This window comes from Amycolatopsis sp. EV170708-02-1 (genome assembly GCF_022479115.1).
Lineage (GTDB): Bacteria > Actinomycetota > Actinomycetes > Mycobacteriales > Pseudonocardiaceae > Amycolatopsis.
In genome coordinates this window covers 1,459,372-1,476,374 of record NZ_CP092497.1, presented here as the reverse complement: position 1 = coordinate 1,476,374, position 17,003 = coordinate 1,459,372, and the positions used below count along the sequence as shown (strand labels likewise).

The following is a 17,003-nucleotide window of genomic DNA, read 5'->3' as shown; positions in this document are numbered from 1 at the left end:
TGAAACACCATGCCAAGCGGTTCGCAACAACCGGCTGTCGCTATCCGTTCGGCGAAATCCGCACTCACCGGCCTTCGCGCGCCAAAAGTTCCCGGACCCGTTCCTGCAACGCCTCCCTCGGGTACGCGTTCACCTGGGCTCCGGCCATCCGCACCGGGTCGCCGAAGAAGAAGTACTCGTACAGCGACTCCCGTCCGGCGAAACTCGAGACCGACGCGTCGAACGCCAGCTTGAACAGCCGCGCACGGTCCTTGGCCGGCAGGGTGGCCGACTGGAGGTACGTGTCGATGTCGGGACGGCCCTCCGCGTCGAAGTCCGCCTCGCCCGGCAGCGCCATGAGGCCGGAAGCGGAGAACTTGCGGATGATCTCGGTCAGCCGCGGCGAGACCTTCGTGGGGTACCAGTTCCGTGCGGCGTTCAGGACCTCCCACTTGGGCAGGAAAACGCCGTCCTCGCTGAGCTTGCCGTCGGCCTCCGCCGCACGCAGCACGGCCTTCTCGATCTCGACGTAGGAGATCAGCTCCGACAGGTCCTGCTGGATGTGCTGGAAGCCGCCGATGCCGATCGCGGCGGCGATCTCACTGGCGAGCCCGAGGTAGAACTCCGTCTTGGCCAGCGTGCGGGTGACGACCTGATGGGTCATGAGCGCGCCGGCGCCGGTCTGGGAGTACCACGCGTTGCACAGTTCCGGATGTCCCAGCAGGAAGACCCTCTCGTTCGGGACGAAGACGTCGTCGAACACCACGACCGCGTCCATCTCCTCGAACCGGGAGGCGAGCGGTTCGTCGAAGTGCGAGCGACCGTGGTCGAGCCCGGCGCGGCAGAAGTACTTCAGCCCGGGCGCGTCGTTCGGGACGGCGAAAGCGTAGGAATACGGGGCGTCCTCGGGGGTGCCGCGCAGGACGGTCGACGGGAAGACCAGGAGTTCGTCGGCGATCGGCGCGATGGTGGCGAGCATGCGGGCGCCGCGGACGACGATGCCGTCCTCCCGTTCCTCGACCACCTTCGCCGACAGGTTGCCGCCACCCTGCTGGCTGCCCGAAACCGAGCGGTTCACCTGCGGCGGGATCAGGGTGTGCGTCGCGAGCAGATCGTTCTCGCGCGCCATCTCGTAGTACTTCTCGATGCGCTCGCCGTAGACGGGATCGGCCTGGGAGAAGAACTTCTTCGCGGTCGAGAGCGCGGTGAGCGACGAGTTCATGTAGTCGCCGGTGCGCCCCAGGAAACCGTTCGAATACTCCGCCCAGACGGAGAAGGCGGCGCGACGGCGTTTGAGGTCTTCTTCGCTGCGCGGCACCAGGAACGACATGCCGACCCGCTCCCCCGTCGTCGGCGATTCGTAGGTCAGGACGTCACGGTGCGCCGGGTCGTGCTGGAGGTCGAACAGCTTCGCGTAGGTCAGCGCGTTGTTGCGGAACGCCGCATGCTCGGCGACCTTCGAGGTCACCTTCTCGCCGTCGACGTACAACTCCGGTGTCATCGCGTTGAGCTTGTCGAGGTACTGCTGTCCGGTACGGGCTCCCATGTCGTGCTCCTTCTCGGGTGGACGTCGTTGTCAGAACAGGGATTCGTGGCCTTGCGCGGATTCGTGGATCGTCGAGAACCGCCCGTCGACGAAGCCGAGCGCGTCACCGGAGCGGTAGTCGAACTCCCGCACCTCACCGAGGAACAGGGTGTGATCGCCGCCGTCGTAGGTGGCCCATGGCGTGCAGTCGAACCAGCTCAGCACACCGGCGAGCCTTGGCGCGTGCCCGCCCTCGACCCACGTCGGCGCGCCTTCGGGAGTGGGGCGGCCGGCGAAGTTCATCGCGAGCGCCTCCTGCTCGGCGCCGAGGACGTTGACCGCGAACGGACGGCCTGTCAGCAGGTCGTGGCTTTTGACCGTGCGCTGGATCGAGACGAGTACGAGCGGCGGATCCATCGAGACCGCGGTGAAGGAGTTCACCGTCAGGCCGTGCCGTTTCGTCGCGGCGTCGAAGGTCACCACCGCGACACCCGTCGCGAACCGGCCCAGACAGCCTCGGAAGAACTGCGCGGGTGGCCGATACAGGCTCGATCCCGGCGGGAAACTGGTTTCGCGTGACATCATCGTCGGTTCCTGTTCTATAATCGAACAGCCAGTTCAACTATCGAAATGGATCGTATACGATGGTTTCGGACTCCCGCAAGACCGCGAGCACGTCCCAGACGCTCAGCCGCGGCATCCGCGTCCTCGAAGTCCTTGCCGACGCCCAAGAACCGCTCAGCGTCGACGGGATCGCCGACCGGCTCGGCGTGCACCGGTCGATCGCGTACCGGCTCATCCGCACCCTCGAAGAGCACGGGCTCCTCACCCGGGAACCCGCCGGGAAATACGAACTCGGCGCGAGGCTGGCCGCGCTGGCGGCGGGGATCAAACACGATCTGCAGGCCGCGGCGCTGCCCGAACTGACCGCGGTCGCGAACGAACTCGGCATGACGTGTTTCGTGGCGGTGATGGACCGCGAGGAATGCGTGACCCTGGTCAGCGTGGAACCCCGGCACGCCGTCGCGTCCGTCGCACAGCGCCCGGGGTCCAGGCATCCGTTCACCGCGGGCGCTCCCGGCCGCGCGATTCTTTCCCAGCTCCCGGAAGAGGACTGGCCCGCGGGAATCACCGAAGTCGCCGACCGCGGCTACGCGGACAGCCACGGCGAGGTGATCGAGAACCTCAGCTCGGTGGCCGTGCCGCTTCCCTTGCGCGGCCAGGCTCCCGCCGCGCTCGCGGTCGTCTACCTGTCCAGCACGCGAACCCCCGCCGAGCTCGCGGAGCGGCTCAAGGCGGCGGCGAAGGCCGTCCGTGACGCTCTCGGCGGGTGAGCGTCACGGACGGCGTGGTCACTTCGAGAAGCGCAGCGGGCTCACGGTGGGATGAAGGCTCCCTTCGCCGCGTCTGATGCGGTGAAAGGAGCCTTCATTCCTGGTCAAGGGTGGGTCGTGAGTGCCGTTTCGGGTTAGGGCCAAGGGTGTTTTAGGTACCTACTGGTTCCCGAAAATATTGGCCGCGGACCGGTTCCTTACGGCGGTTTCGCGTGACTGGACGGACGACACGCGTGTTCGGACGGACGCCTCTCGGCGAAACCCCGCCCGCGCTCGTGTCGTCCACCCAGTCACGCGTGTCGTCCGCCGGATCACCCGTGTCGTCCGGTCAATCACGGACACCGCCGATGCTGAACCCTCGTGACCACCCGCACCGACCAGGCCATGTTCGGCTTGACCTCACTTCGAGAAGCGCAGCGGGCTGACCGCCTGCTCGGCCTCGTGGTCGGGCCCGAGCGGGATTCCCGACCGGTCACGCAACAGCAAGGTGGCGATGAGACCGACGACGGTCATCCCGGCCAGGTAGACGGCGACGGACACCGAAGTGCCGGTCGCGTCGACCAGCGCCGTCGCGATCGTCGGCGCGAACGCGCCACCGAGGATCGCGCCCAGCGCGTACGAGATCGAGACGCCGGAGAACCGGATGGACGCGGGGAACAGCTCCGCGTAGAACGCCGCCTGCTGGCCGTAGGTGAACCCGAGCCCGACGCTGAGAATGATCAAACCCAGCGCCAGCAACAAGATGTTCCCGGTGTCCACCAAGGGGAAGAGCACCGCGATGCCGGCGAGCTGGGCGATCCAGCCGACGACGTAGGTGCGCCTCCTGCCGATGCGGTCGGAGACCGTGCCCGCCGCCCACGTCGAGAGCAGCCACGTCGCCGCGGACGCGGTCACCGCCCACAGCACCGGGCCGCGGTCGAGGCCGAGCGGGCCCTTCGGGTTGGTCGCGTAGTTCTGGATGTAGCCGCCGGTGGTCATGTAGCCGACGGCGTTGTTGCCCGCGAACACCAGCGCGGCCACCACGACGAGCACGGCGTGCTTGCGGAACAGCTGGATGATCGGGGTCCGCGTCCGCTCACGGCGTTCGGCGATCTCCCGGAACACCGGGCTCTCCTCGACCCGGCGCCGCACGTAGTGGCCGACCAGGATCAGCCCGACGCTGAGCAGGAACGGGATCCGCCAGCCCCAGTCGAGGAACGCCTGCCCGGGGACGAGCAGGCTGGTCAGCGCCAGCACACCGGAGGCCAGCAGCAGCCCGAGCGGGACACCGATCTGCGGCGAGGCGCCGAAGAGCCCCCGTCGTTTCGACGGCGCGTGCTCGACGGCCATCAGGACCGCGCCACCCCATTCCCCGCCCGCCGAAACCCCTTGCAGGATCCGCAGCAGGATCAGCAGCACCGGAGCGAGGACACCGATCTGGTCGAACGTGGGGAGCACACCGATCAAGGTGGTCGCGGCGCCCATCAGGATCAGGGTGAGCACCAGGACCACCCGGCGGCCGTACTTGTCGCCGAAGTGCCCGGCGAGGAACGCGCCGAGCGGGCGGAACAGGAAGCTCACGCCCACCGTGGCGAAGGAAACGAGCGTGCTGTTCGCCCCGAGGCCGGAGAAGAACAGCTTGCCGAAGACGAGGCCTGCCGCGGACGCGTAAACGAAGAAGTCGTACCACTCGACGGTGGTACCGACGACGGTCGCGAAGGCGACCCTGCGGCGGTCGGAAGACGGCGGGGCGGTCCGGCCGGGCGTGCGCTCATCCTGCGTTGGATTCGACACCTTGACTCCTTTGACATAGGCCTGACGCGAGTGGCGGCCCGCAGGGGAAGCCGGGCGAGGCGAAAGCCACTCGGTGACCGTCTTGCCACTGTGGCACGGAATCATATACGTTATTAGATACGAAGCAAGGGTCGAGGATTCAGGGGAACATGGGCACTTACGAGGCAGCATCGCCTTCCGGCCGCGGGTCCGGTCCGTTGGGCACCCGGCCGGGCAAGATCATCGCCGTCCATCTGAGCTACGCGTCGCGCGCGGAGCAGCGCGGTCGGCGACCGGCGAACCCGTCATACTTCTTCAAGCCGTCGAGCTCGCTCGGCACGTCCGGCGGCACGGTCGAACGGCCGGCGGGGACCGAACTGCTGGCCTTCGAAGGCGAGATCGCGCTGGTCATCGGCACCGCGGCCCGGTGGGTCAAACCGGACCAGGCGTGGGACCACGTCGCGGCGGTCACCGCCGCGAACGACTTCGGCCTCTACGACCTGCGCACCGCGGACAAGGGCTCCAACGTCCGGTCCAAGGGCGGCGACGGCTACACCCCGCTCGGCCCCGGCCTCATCGACGCGCGCGACGTCGACCCCTCGTCGCTGCGCGTCCGCACGTGGGTGAACGGCGATCTGGCGCAGGAGGACACCACGGTCGGGCTGCTGTTCCCCTTGCGGCAGTTCGTTTCCGATCTCTCCCAGCACTTCACGCTCGAACCGGGCGACGTCATCCTCACCGGGACCCCGGCGGGCTCGACCGTGGTCTCCCCCGGCGACGTCGTCGTGGTCGAAGTGGACGTTCCCGGCACGTCCGTCAGCAGCGGACGGCTCCACACCACCGTCACCCAGGGAATCCGGTCCTTTTCGGACATCGGCGGCCTGCCCGAGGTCGACGACAAGCAGCGCGCCGAAGCTTGGGGAACGCCCGCCGAGGAACCTGCCGAGGAGGGCGCTCCCGCGCTCAGCGAGGAACTGCGGGCCAAGCTCCTTCGCGCGCCCGTCGCGGGTTTGTCCGCCCAGCTGCGCAAGCGCGGGCTGAACAACGTCGCGATCGACGGCGTGCGTCCCAATCTGCCCGGCTCGAAGGTCGTCGGCACGGCTCGGACGCTGCGTTTCGTCCCGAACCGCGAGGACCTCTTCAAATCCCACGGCGGCGGCTACAACGCCCAGAAACGCCTCTTCGACTCGGTCGGCGCCGGCGAGGTGATCGTCATCGAAGCACGCGGCGACAAGGGATCCGGCACGCTCGGCGACATCCTGGCCTTGCGGGCGCGGTACCTCGGCGCCGCCGGCGTGATCACCGACGGCGGGGTCCGCGACTTCGACGCCGTCGCCGCGACCGGGCTTCCCGTGTTCTCGCAGGGCCCGCATCCGGCGGTCCTCGGCCGCAAGCACGTGCCGTGGGACACCGACGTCGCGGTCGCCTGCGGCGGGGCCACCGTGCTGCCCGGCGACATCATCGTCGGCGACGACGACGGCGTGGTCGTCATCCCGCCGTCACTGGCCGATGAGATCGCCGACGCGGCGCTCGTCCAGGAGGACGAAGACTCCTGGATCGCCGAGCAGGTCGGACAGGGCCGCCCGATCGAGGGGCTCTTCCCGCTGAACCCGTTGTGGCGGGAAAGGTATGAGGCATGGCAGAAGAAGCAGTGAAGACGACCAGCAAGTCCGAAATCGCCTACGAGTGGCTGCGGGAGCGGATCGCCCGGCACGAGTACGGACCCGGCTACCGGCTGGTGCTCGCCGAGATCGCGGGCGCGCTCGACATGAGCGTCGTCCCGGTGCGCGAGGCGATCCGGCGGCTGGAGGCCGAACGGCTGGTGACCTTCGAGCGCAACGTCGGCGCGCGGGTGGCGATGGTGGACCAGAACGAGTACGTCCACGCGATGCAGACCCTCGGCGTCGTCGAAGGCGTCGCCACCGCGCTGTCCGCACCGCAGCTGCCCGAAGAGAACATCGCGCGGGCGCGCCGGGTGAACGAGCGCATGATCGCGCTGCTGGACCACTTCGACGCGCACGAGTTCACCGCGCTGAACCAGCAGTTCCACTCGCTGCTCTTCGCATGCTGCCCCAACCCGCAGATCCTCGACCTCGTGCACCAGGGCTGGACCCGGCTGTCCGGGCTGCGCGACTCCACGTTCGCGTTCGTGCCCGACCGCGCGCACCGGTCGGTCGAGGAACACGAAGAGATCCTCCGGCTGATCACCGAGAAGGCCGACCCGCTCGACATCGAATTCGCCGCGCGCAATCACCGCTGGGCCACCATGCAGGCCTTTTTGGACGCTCGAGAGCGCGCGAACCGCTGACTGAGGAGGGCTAGTCTTGACCACCACCACTCCCCGGCCGATCCCGGACGGTGTCCCGGAGCGGATCCGGCACTACATCGGCGGCGAACTCGCCGATTCGGTCGACGGTGCCGTCTTCGACGTGCTCGACCCGGTGACCAACGACGTCTACGTCCAGGCCGCCGCGGGAAAGAAGGCCGATATCGACCGCGCCGTCGCCGCCGCGCGGAAGGCGTTCACCGAGGGGCCTTGGCCGAAGCTGCTGCCGCGCGAGCGCTCCCGTGTGCTCAACCGCATCGCCGATCTCGTCGAGTCGCGGGACAAGCGGCTGGCCGCGCTGGAGAGCTTCGACTCGGGGCTGCCGATCTCGCAGGCGCTGGGCCAGGCGCGCCGGGCGGCGGAGAACTTCCGGTTCTTCGCCGACCTGATCGTCGCGCAGGCCGACGACACCTACAAGGTGCCCGGCCGCCAGGTGAACTACGTCAACCGCAAGCCGATCGGTGTCGCCGGGCTGATCACGCCGTGGAACACGCCGTTCATGCTGGAGTCGTGGAAGCTCGCGCCCGCGCTGGCGACCGGCAACACCGTCGTGCTCAAGCCCGCGGAGTTCACCCCGCTCTCCGCGTCGCTGTGGGCCGAGATCTTCGAGGAGGCAGGGCTGCCGCCGGGCGTGTTCAACCTCGTCAACGGTTTCGGTGAGGACGCCGGCGACGCGCTGGTGAAGCACCCGGACGTCCCGCTGATCTCGTTCACCGGCGAGAGCGGCACCGGCAGCCTGATCTTCGGCAACGCGGCGCCGTTCCTCAAAGGACTGTCGATGGAGCTGGGCGGCAAGTCCCCCGCCATCGTCTTCGCCGACGCCGATCTGGAGACCGCGATCGACGCGACGATCTTCGGCGTGTTCTCCCTCAACGGCGAACGCTGCACCGCGGGCAGCCGGATCCTGGTCGAGCGCGCGATCTACGACGAGTTCGTCGAGCGCTACGCCGCGCAGGCCAAGCGGGTCAAGGTGGGCGACCCGAGCGACCCAACGACCGAGGTCGGCGCGCTGGTGCACCCCGAGCACTACGACAAGGTCATGAAGTACATCGAGATCGGCAAGACCGAGGGCAGGCTCGTCGCGGGCGGCGGCCGTCCGGACGGTTTCCCGACCGGGAACTACGTGGCACCGACGGTGTTCGCCGACGTCAAACCGGACGCCCGGATCTTCCAGGAGGAGATCTTCGGCCCGGTCGTCGCGATCACGCCGTTCGACAGCGAAGAAGAGGCGCTGGAGCTCGCGAACAACACGAAGTACGGGCTCGCGGCCTACGTCTGGACCAACGATCTCAAGCGGGCGCACAACTTCGCGCAGTCCGTCGAGGCGGGCATGGTGTGGCTGAACTCGAACAACGTCCGCGATCTGCGCACGCCCTTCGGCGGGGTGAAGGCGTCCGGGCTGGGGCACGAGGGCGGCTACCGCTCGATCGACTTCTACACCGACCAGCAGGCGGTGCACATCAATCTCGGCGAGGTGCACAACCCCGCCTTCGGCAAGGGCTGAGCCCGTTCCACGAAGGATGACGCAATGAAGCCGATCCCCACCCCGAAATCGCCGCCGCCGGACGTCCTGCGCTGCGCGTACATGGAACTCGTCGTCACCGATCTGGCGCGTTCGCGCGCGTTCTACGCCGACGTGCTGGGCTTGACGGTGACCGAAGAGGACGAGACCACGGTCAGCCTCCGCACGATCGACGAGTTCATCCACCACAACCTCGTCCTGCGCCAAGGCCCCGTCGCCGCCGTCGCGGCGTTCTCCTACCGCGTCCGGTCCCCGAGGATCTGGACAAGGCCGTCGCGTTCTACACGGAGCTGGGCTGCCGGGTCGAACGCCGTCCGGACGGCTACACGAAGGGCATCGGGGACTCGGTGCGGGTGCAGGACCCGCTCGGCTTCCCGCTCGAGTTCTTCCACGACGTCCAGCACGTCGACAGGCTCAGCTGGCGCTACGACCTGCATGTTCCGGGCGCGCTGGTGCGGCTCGACCATTTCAACCAGGTCACCCCGGACGTCCCGCTCGCGGTGAAGCATATGGAAGACCTCAACTTCCGGGTCACCGAAGACATCCAGGACGAACAAGGCACCACCTACGCGGCCTGGATGCGCCGCAAGCCGACCGTACACGACACCGCGATGACCGGCGGTGACGGGCCGCGGATGCACCACGTCGCCTTCGCCACGCACGAGAAGCACAACATCCTGTCCATTTGCGACAAACTCGGCTCGCTGCGGATGTCGGACCACATCGAGCGCGGGCCGGGCAGGCACGGCGTCTCGAACGCGTTCTACCTGTACCTGCGCGACCCCGACGGGCACCGCGTCGAGATCTACACGCAGGACTACTACACCGGCGACCCGGACAACCCGGTCGTCACCTGGGACGTGCACGACAACCAGCGCCGCGACTGGTGGGGCACGCCGGTGGTCCCGTCCTGGTACACCGACGCCTCGCTGGTGCTCGACCTCGACGGCAAGCCGCAACCCGTCGTCGCGCGGACCGACGACAGCGAGCTGGAGGTCACCATCGGCGCCGACGGCTTCTCCTACACCCGCAAGGGCGACGACGAAGGCGAGCTGCCGGCCTGGAAACAGGGCGAGTACAAACTCGGCAACCAGCTCTGAGGCGGAGAGATGCTCGAACAGGAAACGATCACCGCGATCGCCGACGAACTGGCGGCCGCGGAGGAGGCACGGGAGACGATCCCACTGCTGACGGCGCGCTATCCGGACATGACCGTCGAGGACTCGTACGCCGTGCAGAACGAATGGCGGCGGCGAGGGATCGCGGCGGGGCGCCGGCCGGTCGGCCGCAAGATCGGGCTCACCTCGAAGGTCATGCAGGCCGCGACGGGGATCACCGAACCCGATTACGGCGCCATCTTCGCGGACATGGTGTTCGAGAACGGTTCCGTGATCGAGCACGGCCGGTTCTCGAACGTGCGCATCGAGGTCGAGCTGGCCTTCGTGCTCCGTGACTCCCTCGCCGGACCGGGCACCACGGTGTTCGACGTGCTGCGGGCGACCGAGTACGTCGTGCCCGCGCTGGAGATCCTGTCGTCGCGTATCGAGATGGCGGGGCGGACCATCGTGGACACGATCAGCGACAACGCGGCCATGGGCGGGATGGTCTACGGCGGCACCCCGGTCGCCGTGGACGCCGTCGACCTGCGCTGGGTTTCGGCGCTGTTGTACCGCAACGAGACCATCGAGGAGTCCGGGGTCGCGGCCGCGGTGCTGAACCATCCCGCGAACGGTGTCGCCTGGCTGGCGAACAAACTCGCCCAGCACGGTGACAAGCTCGACCCGGGCGACATCGTGCTGGCCGGTTCGTTCACGCGGCCGATGTGGGTGCACCCCGGCGACACCGTGACCGCCGACTACCGGGATCTGGGGGCGATCACGTGCCGCTTCGTCTAGACCCGCCGTTCCGGGATCAGCTGGCCGAGACTCCGCGGATCGGCATGTGGGTCACGTCGGGCAGCCCGGTAGTCGCCGAGATCTGCGCGGGCTCCGGGCTCGACTGGCTGCTCGTCGACACCGAGCATTCCCCCGCTGGGCTCGAAACCGTGCAGTCGCTGCTGCAGACGATCGCCGCCTATCCGATCACGCCCGTAGTGCGCGCTCCGTCCGGTGACGCGGTCGCGCTGAAACAGCTGCTCGACCTCGGCGCGCAGAACCTGTTGGTGCCCATGGTCGACAGCGCGGAGCAGGCGGAAGCCGTCGTCCGGGCCGTTCGCTATCCGCCGCGAGGCGTGCGAGGTGTCGGCAGCGCTCTGTCGAGGTCCGCGCGCTGGAACCGGGTCGAGGACTACCTCGCGAAGGCCGAGGAGTTCACGTCGCTGTTCGTCCAGATCGAGTCGACGGCGGGGGTCACGGCCGCCGCCGAGATCGCCGCTGTCGACGGCGTCGACGGGGTGTTCGTCGGACCGTCCGACCTGGCCGCCTCGATGGGCCTGCTCGGAAAGCAGACGCACCCCGATGTCACCTCGGCCGTGCTGAGCACGTTCGAGGCCGTCCGCGCGCAGGGGAAACCGGTCGGTGTCAACGCGTTCGACCCGGCGCAGGCGCAGCGCTACCTCGACGCCGGTGCCTCGTTCGTCCTGGTCGGCGCCGATGTCACGCTGCTCGCCCAGGGTTCGGAGGCGCTCGCGCGGCGGCATCACGCCTAAGGTCTTGGGCATGATCCCGTGGCTGCTCGACTCCGATCCCGCCCTGCGCTGGCAGGTGGAACGCGACCTCGCGCACGAACCGCCCGAGGTCTGGGAGGCGACGCGGGCACGGATCTCGACCGAAGGCTTCGGCGCGCGTCTGCTCGCCCACCAGGACCCGGATGGTCAGTGGGCGGGCGGCGCGTTCTTCCCCGCCGGATTCACCGGGCAGGAGGACGGGCAGCCGTGGACGGCGACGACGTGGTCACTGAACACCCTGCGGGAGTGGGGCATGGACGCCGCCGTCCTTGCCGGGACCGCCGAGCTCCTCGCGCGGAACAGCCGGTGGGAGTACGACGATCTCCCGTACTGGGGCGGCGAGGTCGATTGCTGCATCAACGCGTGGACCCTCGCGAACGGCCTGTGGCTCGGCGCCGACGTCGCCCCGCTCGCCTCGTGGTTCTCGGAGCGTCAGCAGCCCGACGGCGGCTGGAACTGCGAATGGGTCTCGGGTTCACGACGTTCGTCCGTGCACTCGACGTTGAATTCGCTCAAGGGCCTGCTCGCCTTCGAGACCGCCACCGGCGGGACTCCCGATTCGCGGGCCGCGCGACACTCGGGCGAGGAGTATCTGCTGGAGCGCGGCCTGTTCCGGCGGCTGTCGACCGGTTCGGTCATCGCTCCGTGGACCACGGTGTTCGCATACCCGTTCCGCTGGTTCTACGACGTACTGAACGCGGCCGACTACTTCCGCGAGGCCACTCTGCACGACGGCACGGCACCGGATCCGCGAATGGCCGAAGCCGTCGAACGCATCCGTGCCGCACGGCAACCGGACGGCACCTGGCTGCAGGCGCACCGGCACACCGGGCGGGTGTGGTTCGAGGTCGACGTCGCGGCAGGTGAGCCTTCGAAGTGGCTGACGCTGTATGGCACCCGGGTGCTGAACTGGTGGGATTCGGCGGCTTAGGTGGCCGGCCGCGGGGTCTTATTAGGCAGCTGCCGGGGTTTGGCTGCCCAGGTTTTGTCTGGCGGGCATGGCGAGGGGCCCGTCGCTGGGTGGCCGGCGGGCTCCTCGGGCCTATACGTGGTGCAGGGTGTTACGACGGGGTATTCGGAGCGGATCCCGGTATTGGGGTGGGATGAACTCCGGTAGGCCGTCGGCGGCCATACGTACTTCCCAGTCACCGTGGTGAATCAGCCGGTGATGGAAACCGCACAGCAGCACCAAGTTCCGGAGCTCTGTGGGGCCTCCGTCTGCCCAGTGATGTATGTGGTGGGCGTGGCAGTTCTTCGGTTTCCGATGACAGCCGGGGAAGGCGCAGCCACCGTCGCGAATGTTCAACGCCCTGCGTTGGCCTGGGGTGACGAATCGTCGTAGCCGTCCCATATCCAGCGGCTCACCCGAGGCGCTCATCACCACCGGCAACATCAGGCAGTCGCAGGCCGCGAGCCGTGCTTCGCGGGCGGTCATCGTGCCGACGAAGTCGAGGCAGGCGGTCCCGAGACCGGACTTCAGTTCCTCAAGTCCGATGGTGACGTTCACCAAGGTGCGGTAGCCGCTGGTCCCGGGCTGGTCCGGGCAGGCGATCGCCAGATCGAGCAGGTCGGCCCAGGCGTCTCCCAGGCGCTCGCACTTCATCCGCAGGTCGGCTTGGCCGAATTCGTCGACTGGCCGTGGCTGCGCATGCGCTTCCAACGCGGCGGCGGTGCGAGCCCCGGTTTCATCGTCGAGGAGGCCGGTGAGTTTCCAGAAGCCGTCTTTGCGGCGTTCCAGGGTGATTTCCCGGCGTGGCTCCTTGGGTTCGGGGTCTTTGGGTTCCTTGCCGTCGGGGTCCAGCCAGCCCAGCAGGTTCGCTTCGGCCTTGGTGAGCTGTGCGGGTCCGGCATTCGGAGCGAGGTCGGCGAGGATCTTCTCCGCCTTCGCCCGATCCTCCGCAGAGGTATCGGCGGGAAGCCGTTTCAGGATCTCCAGGATCTGGTCGATCCGTTCGTCCCCGATCAGTCCCGCGGCGGCGACCGCGGCGGTGGCGGGAGCAACGGCGGGGACTTCGGTGCCGTCCAGAGCGCGGGTGGGGTTCAGGGCGATGGCCCGCTTCACGACCGCACCGGCCTCGGCGCGGGACAATCCCGCCATCTCCGCGAACCAGCTGGCCGTGCTGCCATGGCCGTACAAGTCTTTGACGCCCCGAGACTCGATCTCCGCCAAGAACTGCCCCAGCGCGGCAGTCGCCACCCGAATCACCCGCAAGGACTGCTGCACGCCATGCGCAAGCTCCAGCGCGCCAGCGCGCCACAACTCCTGCGGCAGTTCGGGGAGGAAGGTCTCGGACACGCCTCCATCATACCCGAAGAAATCGAACACGTGTTCGTAATTTGAGCAACAATCAAAAGACGCTAACAACACTGAAGGGTGATGTTATTCAGTCCGCCCGCCCAGCTCTGTCACCCTCGCCTTCCCCGGCACCGATGCTCGAACGCGACATCAGTACCCCATAAACAGAAGCGAAACAACGGCGCCCCGAAATCAGCCGACCTCAACCGTTTCACTTACCTTCACGACCCGAGGAAGCCGAAACGCCGCCACAACCCCACCCACGGCAACAAGCCCCACAAATCCGAAGACAACACCAAAACCCAACCCCGGCCGAGATTCCAGCCCCGCCAGAATCGCCCCGGTCACCGCGACCCCGCCGACCGCGCCCACCTGCCTGACCGTGTTGAACAGACCTGAGGCGCCACCTGCGGCCTCCGGAGCCACGGACGCCATCGCGATGGCGGACAACGGCGACCACGCCATCGCGTTCGCAGCACCCAAAAGCGCGGCCCCCACCGAGATCCACCAAGGATTCAGGCTCAGCACCACCACCAGCCCGATGAGCAGCAGGCTCGTCGCGAGCAAGCTCATGCCGAGGATCGCCGGGCGGCGTCCGCCCACCCGGTCCACCCATCGGCCGGCCGGTGGCGACAACAGGATCGCGACGACGGCGTCCGGCGCGAGGACCATCGCGGCCTCGATCGGCCCGAAGCCTCGCATGTCTTGGATGTAGAGCATGACGGGAAGCGCCATCGCGAGGACCGTCGCGCCGAGCGACGCCATCGCGAGGCTCGCGGACAGGTACCCGGTGGAGCGATAGAGGTGCAAGGGCGCGAGCGCGTCCGCGCCTTGTCTGCGTTCTTGAAGCCGAAAACCAACCAGGAGCACCGCGGCGAGGGCGGTGGCCGGCACTGAGAGCAGGCTCCAGGACAGCAGAGCCCAGACCAGCAGGCTCAGGCCGGCCGTGCTCAGCGCGGCACCGAGCAGGTCGAAGCGGGCGGCGCCTCCTCGGCTTCCCGGAATCAGGCGAACGCCCAGTACGACGGCCACGGCACAGAGCGGCACGTTGACCCAGAAGATCCAGCGCCAATCCAGGCTCGCGGTCAGCAGTCCGCCCAGAACGGGGCCGAGCAAGGTGGCGGCGGCGGCCACCGAACCCCAGATACCGAAAGCGCGACCTCTCTCGTCGTCGGCGAAAAGCCGCCGGATCAACGTGAGTGGTTGAGGGGACATCGCGGCGGCTGCCAGCCCTTGCAGGATCCGGAAGGCGATCAGCCAGCCGATCGACGGCGCGACCGCACACAGCGCGGAGGCGACCGCGAAGCCTCCCATGCCGACGAGATATACCCGCTTCGGGTCGAAGAGGTCGCCGAGCCTTCCGGCGACCAGCAACGGGACCGAGAACGCGAGCAGGTAGCCCGCCGTCACCCAGAACAGCGCCGAGACGTCCCCGCCGAGGTCGGCTTGGATGCTCGGGCTCGCCACGGCGACGATCGTCGCGTCGAGCAGGAGAACGAAGAATCCCGCCAGCAGGGCCGCGAGGCCGCCCCATCGAGAAGATGCCATTCGCCCCCCACCCCGTAGACCGATCACGATAGGGCCACGGAGGGCACCCTCGCGACAAGGCCTCGCAGCGGCATCACTTTCGCGACCCGGCTGATCAGCGATATCTCGCGGGCGCGCACCCGCCGCGACGGCTGCGGCCCGAAATAGAATCCCGCCCATGACCGCTCTTCCCCGCGGCGGGCGCCCCGCCGAAGCCTTGACGGCCGTCGAGGCGAGCATCGAGGACCGCTGGCGGCTGTTCCTCGCGGAATACGGTGTCACCGCCGGGACGCCCGAGGAGACCGGCCTCGCCGAAGCGGTCGTCACCGACACTTCCGTGTTCGAGTGGCGGGTGGTCGACGCCGCCTACGACAGGCTGACCTGCGCCGACTGCGGTGGCCGCCTCGGCTCGGGTCCCACCGGTTGCGCGAGCTGCGACCAGGCCGATGGATTCCGGTTCGCGGCCATCGAAACCGACCGTCCCGCGACACCGCCGGGCACCGAGCACGGGCTCCGCGTCGCCACCGCGGTCGCCCGCGCACGGCACCGCCACGGGGCGCGGGCCCGCTGCGGTTTCGAACTCGGGCTTCCGCTTCTCCTCGACGGCGAGCTGCCCGGCACGGCTCAAGCGCAGGCGTACCGGGCAGCGATCGACAAGCTCACCGAAGAGGAATGCGAACGCGTGACCTCCTTCGAGGAGATCCCGGGGATCAGTAGTCGTCGCGACCGGTGAACTGCTGTTCCAGCAGCTCCGCCGAACCCGCGACGAGTTCGAGCGGATCGGTGAACTCGTTGATGTCGAGGTTCACCAACGGCAGTGAATGGCGCAGCACCAGGTGCTCCCCCATCACGACCAGTCCCCCGACGACGATGGTGTTGCCGATCTCGGTCAGCACGGTCGCCAGGTCGACCTCGTTGACCCGAGCGAAGGGCGTCGCGATCTGCACCCAGTCCTCGCGGCGGTCGAAGACCTCCCGCGCGATGACCACGGTCTGGGCCCGCTCTTCGTAGTCGTCGTCACCATAGGACAATCGGATGCGAATTTCGTCCGGTTCGTCCTTCACCACCCGATATTCGTGCCGTACGAACGCGACCAGATCGGCCCATTCCGCCATGAATTCAATCTCCCTCGCAGTCGAAGATCAAGACTAGCGATCGCCGGGACGAAGAGCCCGGCCCCGTCCCGACATCACCCGGACAGCGGCCGCCCATACGTGTTCCGACGCCGAACTTCGGCGCTGCGAGACGAAACGCGCGCCATGTGGTCCTACGACCGGATCACCCGGGGTCTCACAAGTTCCAACCTTGACGAATTCGCGATCGAGAACGCTTATCCCGTCTTGATCTTGTTGTAGCCTCTTTCAGCATCTTTGGCAGGGGAGACCATTTGACGAACAACGATCACGACCGGGAGAAAACCAACCGGGCGAGAAACGCGAAAACTCCGGATCCGACGGTTACCGCGGCACTGGTCAGCCGACGTGGAGTAATTCTGGCGGCCGTCATAACCGCGGTGCTGGGCCTGATGGGCGCGGTGCTCGTGGCACTCATCAACACCAGTGCACAGCCGGCGAAAGGCGCCGACGACCGAGGCACGCCACCCCGGTCGTCGACGCAAAGTGCCGCCGGCACACAGCACCAGGAGAGCAAGCCCGCCGAAGCCGTCCCCGAACAGGTGAAGCTCGACGCGGACACGGCGGTCGACCTTGACGAGCCCGGCGCCAGCCCGCTATCCGCGCCAGGCCCCAATGGCGACATGGACCTCCACTTCGACGGAAGCACTTTGGCCTCCAATCGATCGGGTCTGTTCTATTACCACGGAACCGAGCAGGAAGCCACGGCACAGTGTCCGAAGATCGTTTCCGAGGGAAAGGGAACGGTCCCCGGCCCCGAGGTGATATTCACCGGTGGCCAACATTGCCTGAGGACATCCCGGGGAACGGTCGGATGGCTCAGCGTGAACGATGTCAAGATCGCCGCGAATTCCGGCTATATCGTCCTCAATTACAAATTGTTCCGCTAGCCGGGCAGGCAAACGCCCATGTGGACGCAGCGGGATTCCGTTGGTGTGGTGAAG

15 protein-coding genes and 1 pseudogene are annotated in these 17,003 nt (G+C 67.8%); 10 read left to right on the top strand and 6 right to left on the bottom strand.

The genetic code is table 11. The features are described from left to right. Nucleotides 1–64: 64 nt before the first annotated feature. Both hpaB and MJQ72_RS06650 read right to left on the bottom strand, forming a co-directional pair. A complete protein-coding gene (gene hpaB / locus MJQ72_RS06655; protein ID WP_240598245.1) occupies nt 65–1,525 on the bottom strand; it encodes a 4-hydroxyphenylacetate 3-monooxygenase, oxygenase component in 1,461 nt (486 codons plus the stop codon). 30 nt (nt 1,526–1,555) lie between these two features. After that, entirely contained in the window at nt 1,556–2,089 is a 534-nt protein-coding gene (locus tag MJQ72_RS06650; protein ID WP_240598244.1) for a flavin reductase family protein, read from the bottom strand. A 59-nt stretch (nt 2,090–2,148) separates the two neighbouring features. Between MJQ72_RS06650 and MJQ72_RS06645 the strand changes: the two genes are divergently transcribed. Further along, nucleotides 2,149–2,838 (top strand): IclR family transcriptional regulator, encoded by a 690-nt coding sequence (locus MJQ72_RS06645; protein WP_240598243.1) that lies wholly within the window; start codon nt 2,149–2,151, stop codon nt 2,836–2,838. Between the two features lie 399 nt (nt 2,839–3,237). Here MJQ72_RS06645 and MJQ72_RS06640 read toward each other — a convergent pair whose 3' ends face one another. Beyond that, nucleotides 3,238–4,611 carry an MFS transporter gene (locus MJQ72_RS06640; RefSeq protein ID WP_240598242.1) on the bottom strand — a complete coding sequence of 458 codons (1,374 nt, stop codon included), beginning with the start codon at nt 4,609–4,611 and terminating at the stop codon, nt 3,238–3,240. Nucleotides 4,612–4,760: 149 nt separating this feature from the next. Here MJQ72_RS06640 and MJQ72_RS06635 point away from each other — a divergent pair, with 149 nt between their 5' ends. From MJQ72_RS06635 to MJQ72_RS06605, 7 genes and pseudogenes are all read left to right on the top strand, one after another. Beyond that, the gene (locus MJQ72_RS06635; protein ID WP_240598241.1) at nt 4,761–6,245 is read left to right on the top strand and encodes a fumarylacetoacetate hydrolase family protein; all 1,485 of its coding nucleotides are present in this window, start codon (nt 4,761–4,763) and stop codon (nt 6,243–6,245) included. Then, nucleotides 6,227–6,898 carry a GntR family transcriptional regulator gene (locus MJQ72_RS06630; protein WP_240598240.1) on the top strand — a complete coding sequence of 224 codons (672 nt, stop codon included), beginning with the start codon at nt 6,227–6,229 and terminating at the stop codon, nt 6,896–6,898. Before MJQ72_RS06635 ends, MJQ72_RS06630 begins: the two co-directional genes overlap by 19 nt. Before the next feature lie 16 nt (nt 6,899–6,914). Further along, nucleotides 6,915–8,420: a 5-carboxymethyl-2-hydroxymuconate semialdehyde dehydrogenase gene (gene hpaE / locus MJQ72_RS06625; RefSeq protein WP_240598239.1), complete on the top strand. Its 1,506-nt coding sequence runs from the start codon at nt 6,915–6,917 to the stop codon at nt 8,418–8,420. Between the two features lie 24 nt (nt 8,421–8,444). Further along, nucleotides 8,445–9,538 (top strand): annotated as a pseudogene (gene hpaD, locus MJQ72_RS06620) (3,4-dihydroxyphenylacetate 2,3-dioxygenase). Between the two features lie 9 nt (nt 9,539–9,547). Further along, nucleotides 9,548–10,333, top strand: a complete 786-nt coding sequence (hpaH, locus tag MJQ72_RS06615; protein WP_240598238.1) for a 2-oxo-hept-4-ene-1,7-dioate hydratase — start codon at nt 9,548–9,550, stop codon at nt 10,331–10,333. Beyond that, a complete protein-coding gene (locus MJQ72_RS06610; protein ID WP_240598237.1) occupies nt 10,318–11,085 on the top strand; it encodes an HpcH/HpaI aldolase/citrate lyase family protein in 768 nt (255 codons plus the stop codon). The genes hpaH and MJQ72_RS06610 overlap by 16 nt, the downstream gene beginning before the upstream one ends. A gap of 10 nt (nt 11,086–11,095) precedes the next feature. Continuing rightward, on the top strand, nt 11,096–12,034 hold the full coding sequence (locus MJQ72_RS06605; protein WP_240598236.1) for a squalene cyclase: 939 nt from the start codon (nt 11,096–11,098) through the stop codon (nt 12,032–12,034). Between the two features lie 111 nt (nt 12,035–12,145). Here the strand turns inward: MJQ72_RS06605 and MJQ72_RS06600 are convergent, their stop codons facing one another. Continuing rightward, entirely contained in the window at nt 12,146–13,399 is a 1,254-nt protein-coding gene (locus tag MJQ72_RS06600) for an HNH endonuclease signature motif containing protein (RefSeq protein WP_240598235.1), read from the bottom strand. A gap of 192 nt (nt 13,400–13,591) precedes the next feature. Next, nucleotides 13,592–14,947: an MFS transporter gene (locus tag MJQ72_RS06595; protein WP_396426978.1), complete on the bottom strand. Its 1,356-nt coding sequence runs from the start codon at nt 14,945–14,947 to the stop codon at nt 13,592–13,594. Nucleotides 14,948–15,104: 157 nt separating this feature from the next. Here MJQ72_RS06595 and MJQ72_RS06590 point away from each other — a divergent pair, with 157 nt between their 5' ends. Then, complete coding sequence (locus MJQ72_RS06590; protein ID WP_240598233.1) at nt 15,105–15,659, top strand: hypothetical protein; 555 nt, start codon at nt 15,105–15,107, stop codon at nt 15,657–15,659. Here the strand turns inward: MJQ72_RS06590 and MJQ72_RS06585 are convergent. Continuing rightward, on the bottom strand, nt 15,637–16,041 hold the full coding sequence (locus MJQ72_RS06585; protein ID WP_240598232.1) for a hypothetical protein: 405 nt from the start codon (nt 16,039–16,041) through the stop codon (nt 15,637–15,639). The two genes, MJQ72_RS06590 and MJQ72_RS06585, sit on opposite strands and share 23 nt — an antisense overlap. A gap of 272 nt (nt 16,042–16,313) precedes the next feature. Here MJQ72_RS06585 and MJQ72_RS06580 point away from each other — a divergent pair, with 272 nt between their 5' ends. Beyond that, entirely contained in the window at nt 16,314–16,949 is a 636-nt protein-coding gene (locus tag MJQ72_RS06580; protein ID WP_240598231.1) for a hypothetical protein, read from the top strand. Nucleotides 16,950–17,003: the final 54 nt, after the last annotated feature.

What these genes read in the sequence shown, in the direction of transcription:
- hpaB (WP_240598245.1), bottom strand. Translation starts at nt 1,525, where the DNA reads ATGGGAGCCCGTACCGGACAGCAGTACCTCGACAAGCTCAACGCGATG.
- MJQ72_RS06650 (WP_240598244.1), bottom strand. Translation starts at nt 2,089, where the DNA reads ATGATGTCACGCGAAACCAGTTTCCCGCCGGGATCGAGCCTGTATCGG.
- MJQ72_RS06645 (WP_240598243.1), top strand. Translation starts at nt 2,149, where the DNA reads ATGGTTTCGGACTCCCGCAAGACCGCGAGCACGTCCCAGACGCTCAGC.
- MJQ72_RS06635 (WP_240598241.1), top strand. Translation starts at nt 4,761, where the DNA reads ATGGGCACTTACGAGGCAGCATCGCCTTCCGGCCGCGGGTCCGGTCCG.
- MJQ72_RS06630 (WP_240598240.1), top strand. Translation starts at nt 6,227, where the DNA reads ATGGCAGAAGAAGCAGTGAAGACGACCAGCAAGTCCGAAATCGCCTAC.
- hpaH (WP_240598238.1), top strand. Translation starts at nt 9,548, where the DNA reads ATGCTCGAACAGGAAACGATCACCGCGATCGCCGACGAACTGGCGGCC.
- MJQ72_RS06605 (WP_240598236.1), top strand. Translation starts at nt 11,096, where the DNA reads ATGATCCCGTGGCTGCTCGACTCCGATCCCGCCCTGCGCTGGCAGGTG.
- MJQ72_RS06595 (WP_396426978.1), bottom strand. Translation starts at nt 14,947, where the DNA reads ATGGCATCTTCTCGATGGGGCGGCCTCGCGGCCCTGCTGGCGGGATTC.
- MJQ72_RS06590 (WP_240598233.1), top strand. Translation starts at nt 15,105, where the DNA reads ATGACCGCTCTTCCCCGCGGCGGGCGCCCCGCCGAAGCCTTGACGGCC.
- MJQ72_RS06585 (WP_240598232.1), bottom strand. Translation starts at nt 16,041, where the DNA reads ATGGCGGAATGGGCCGATCTGGTCGCGTTCGTACGGCACGAATATCGG.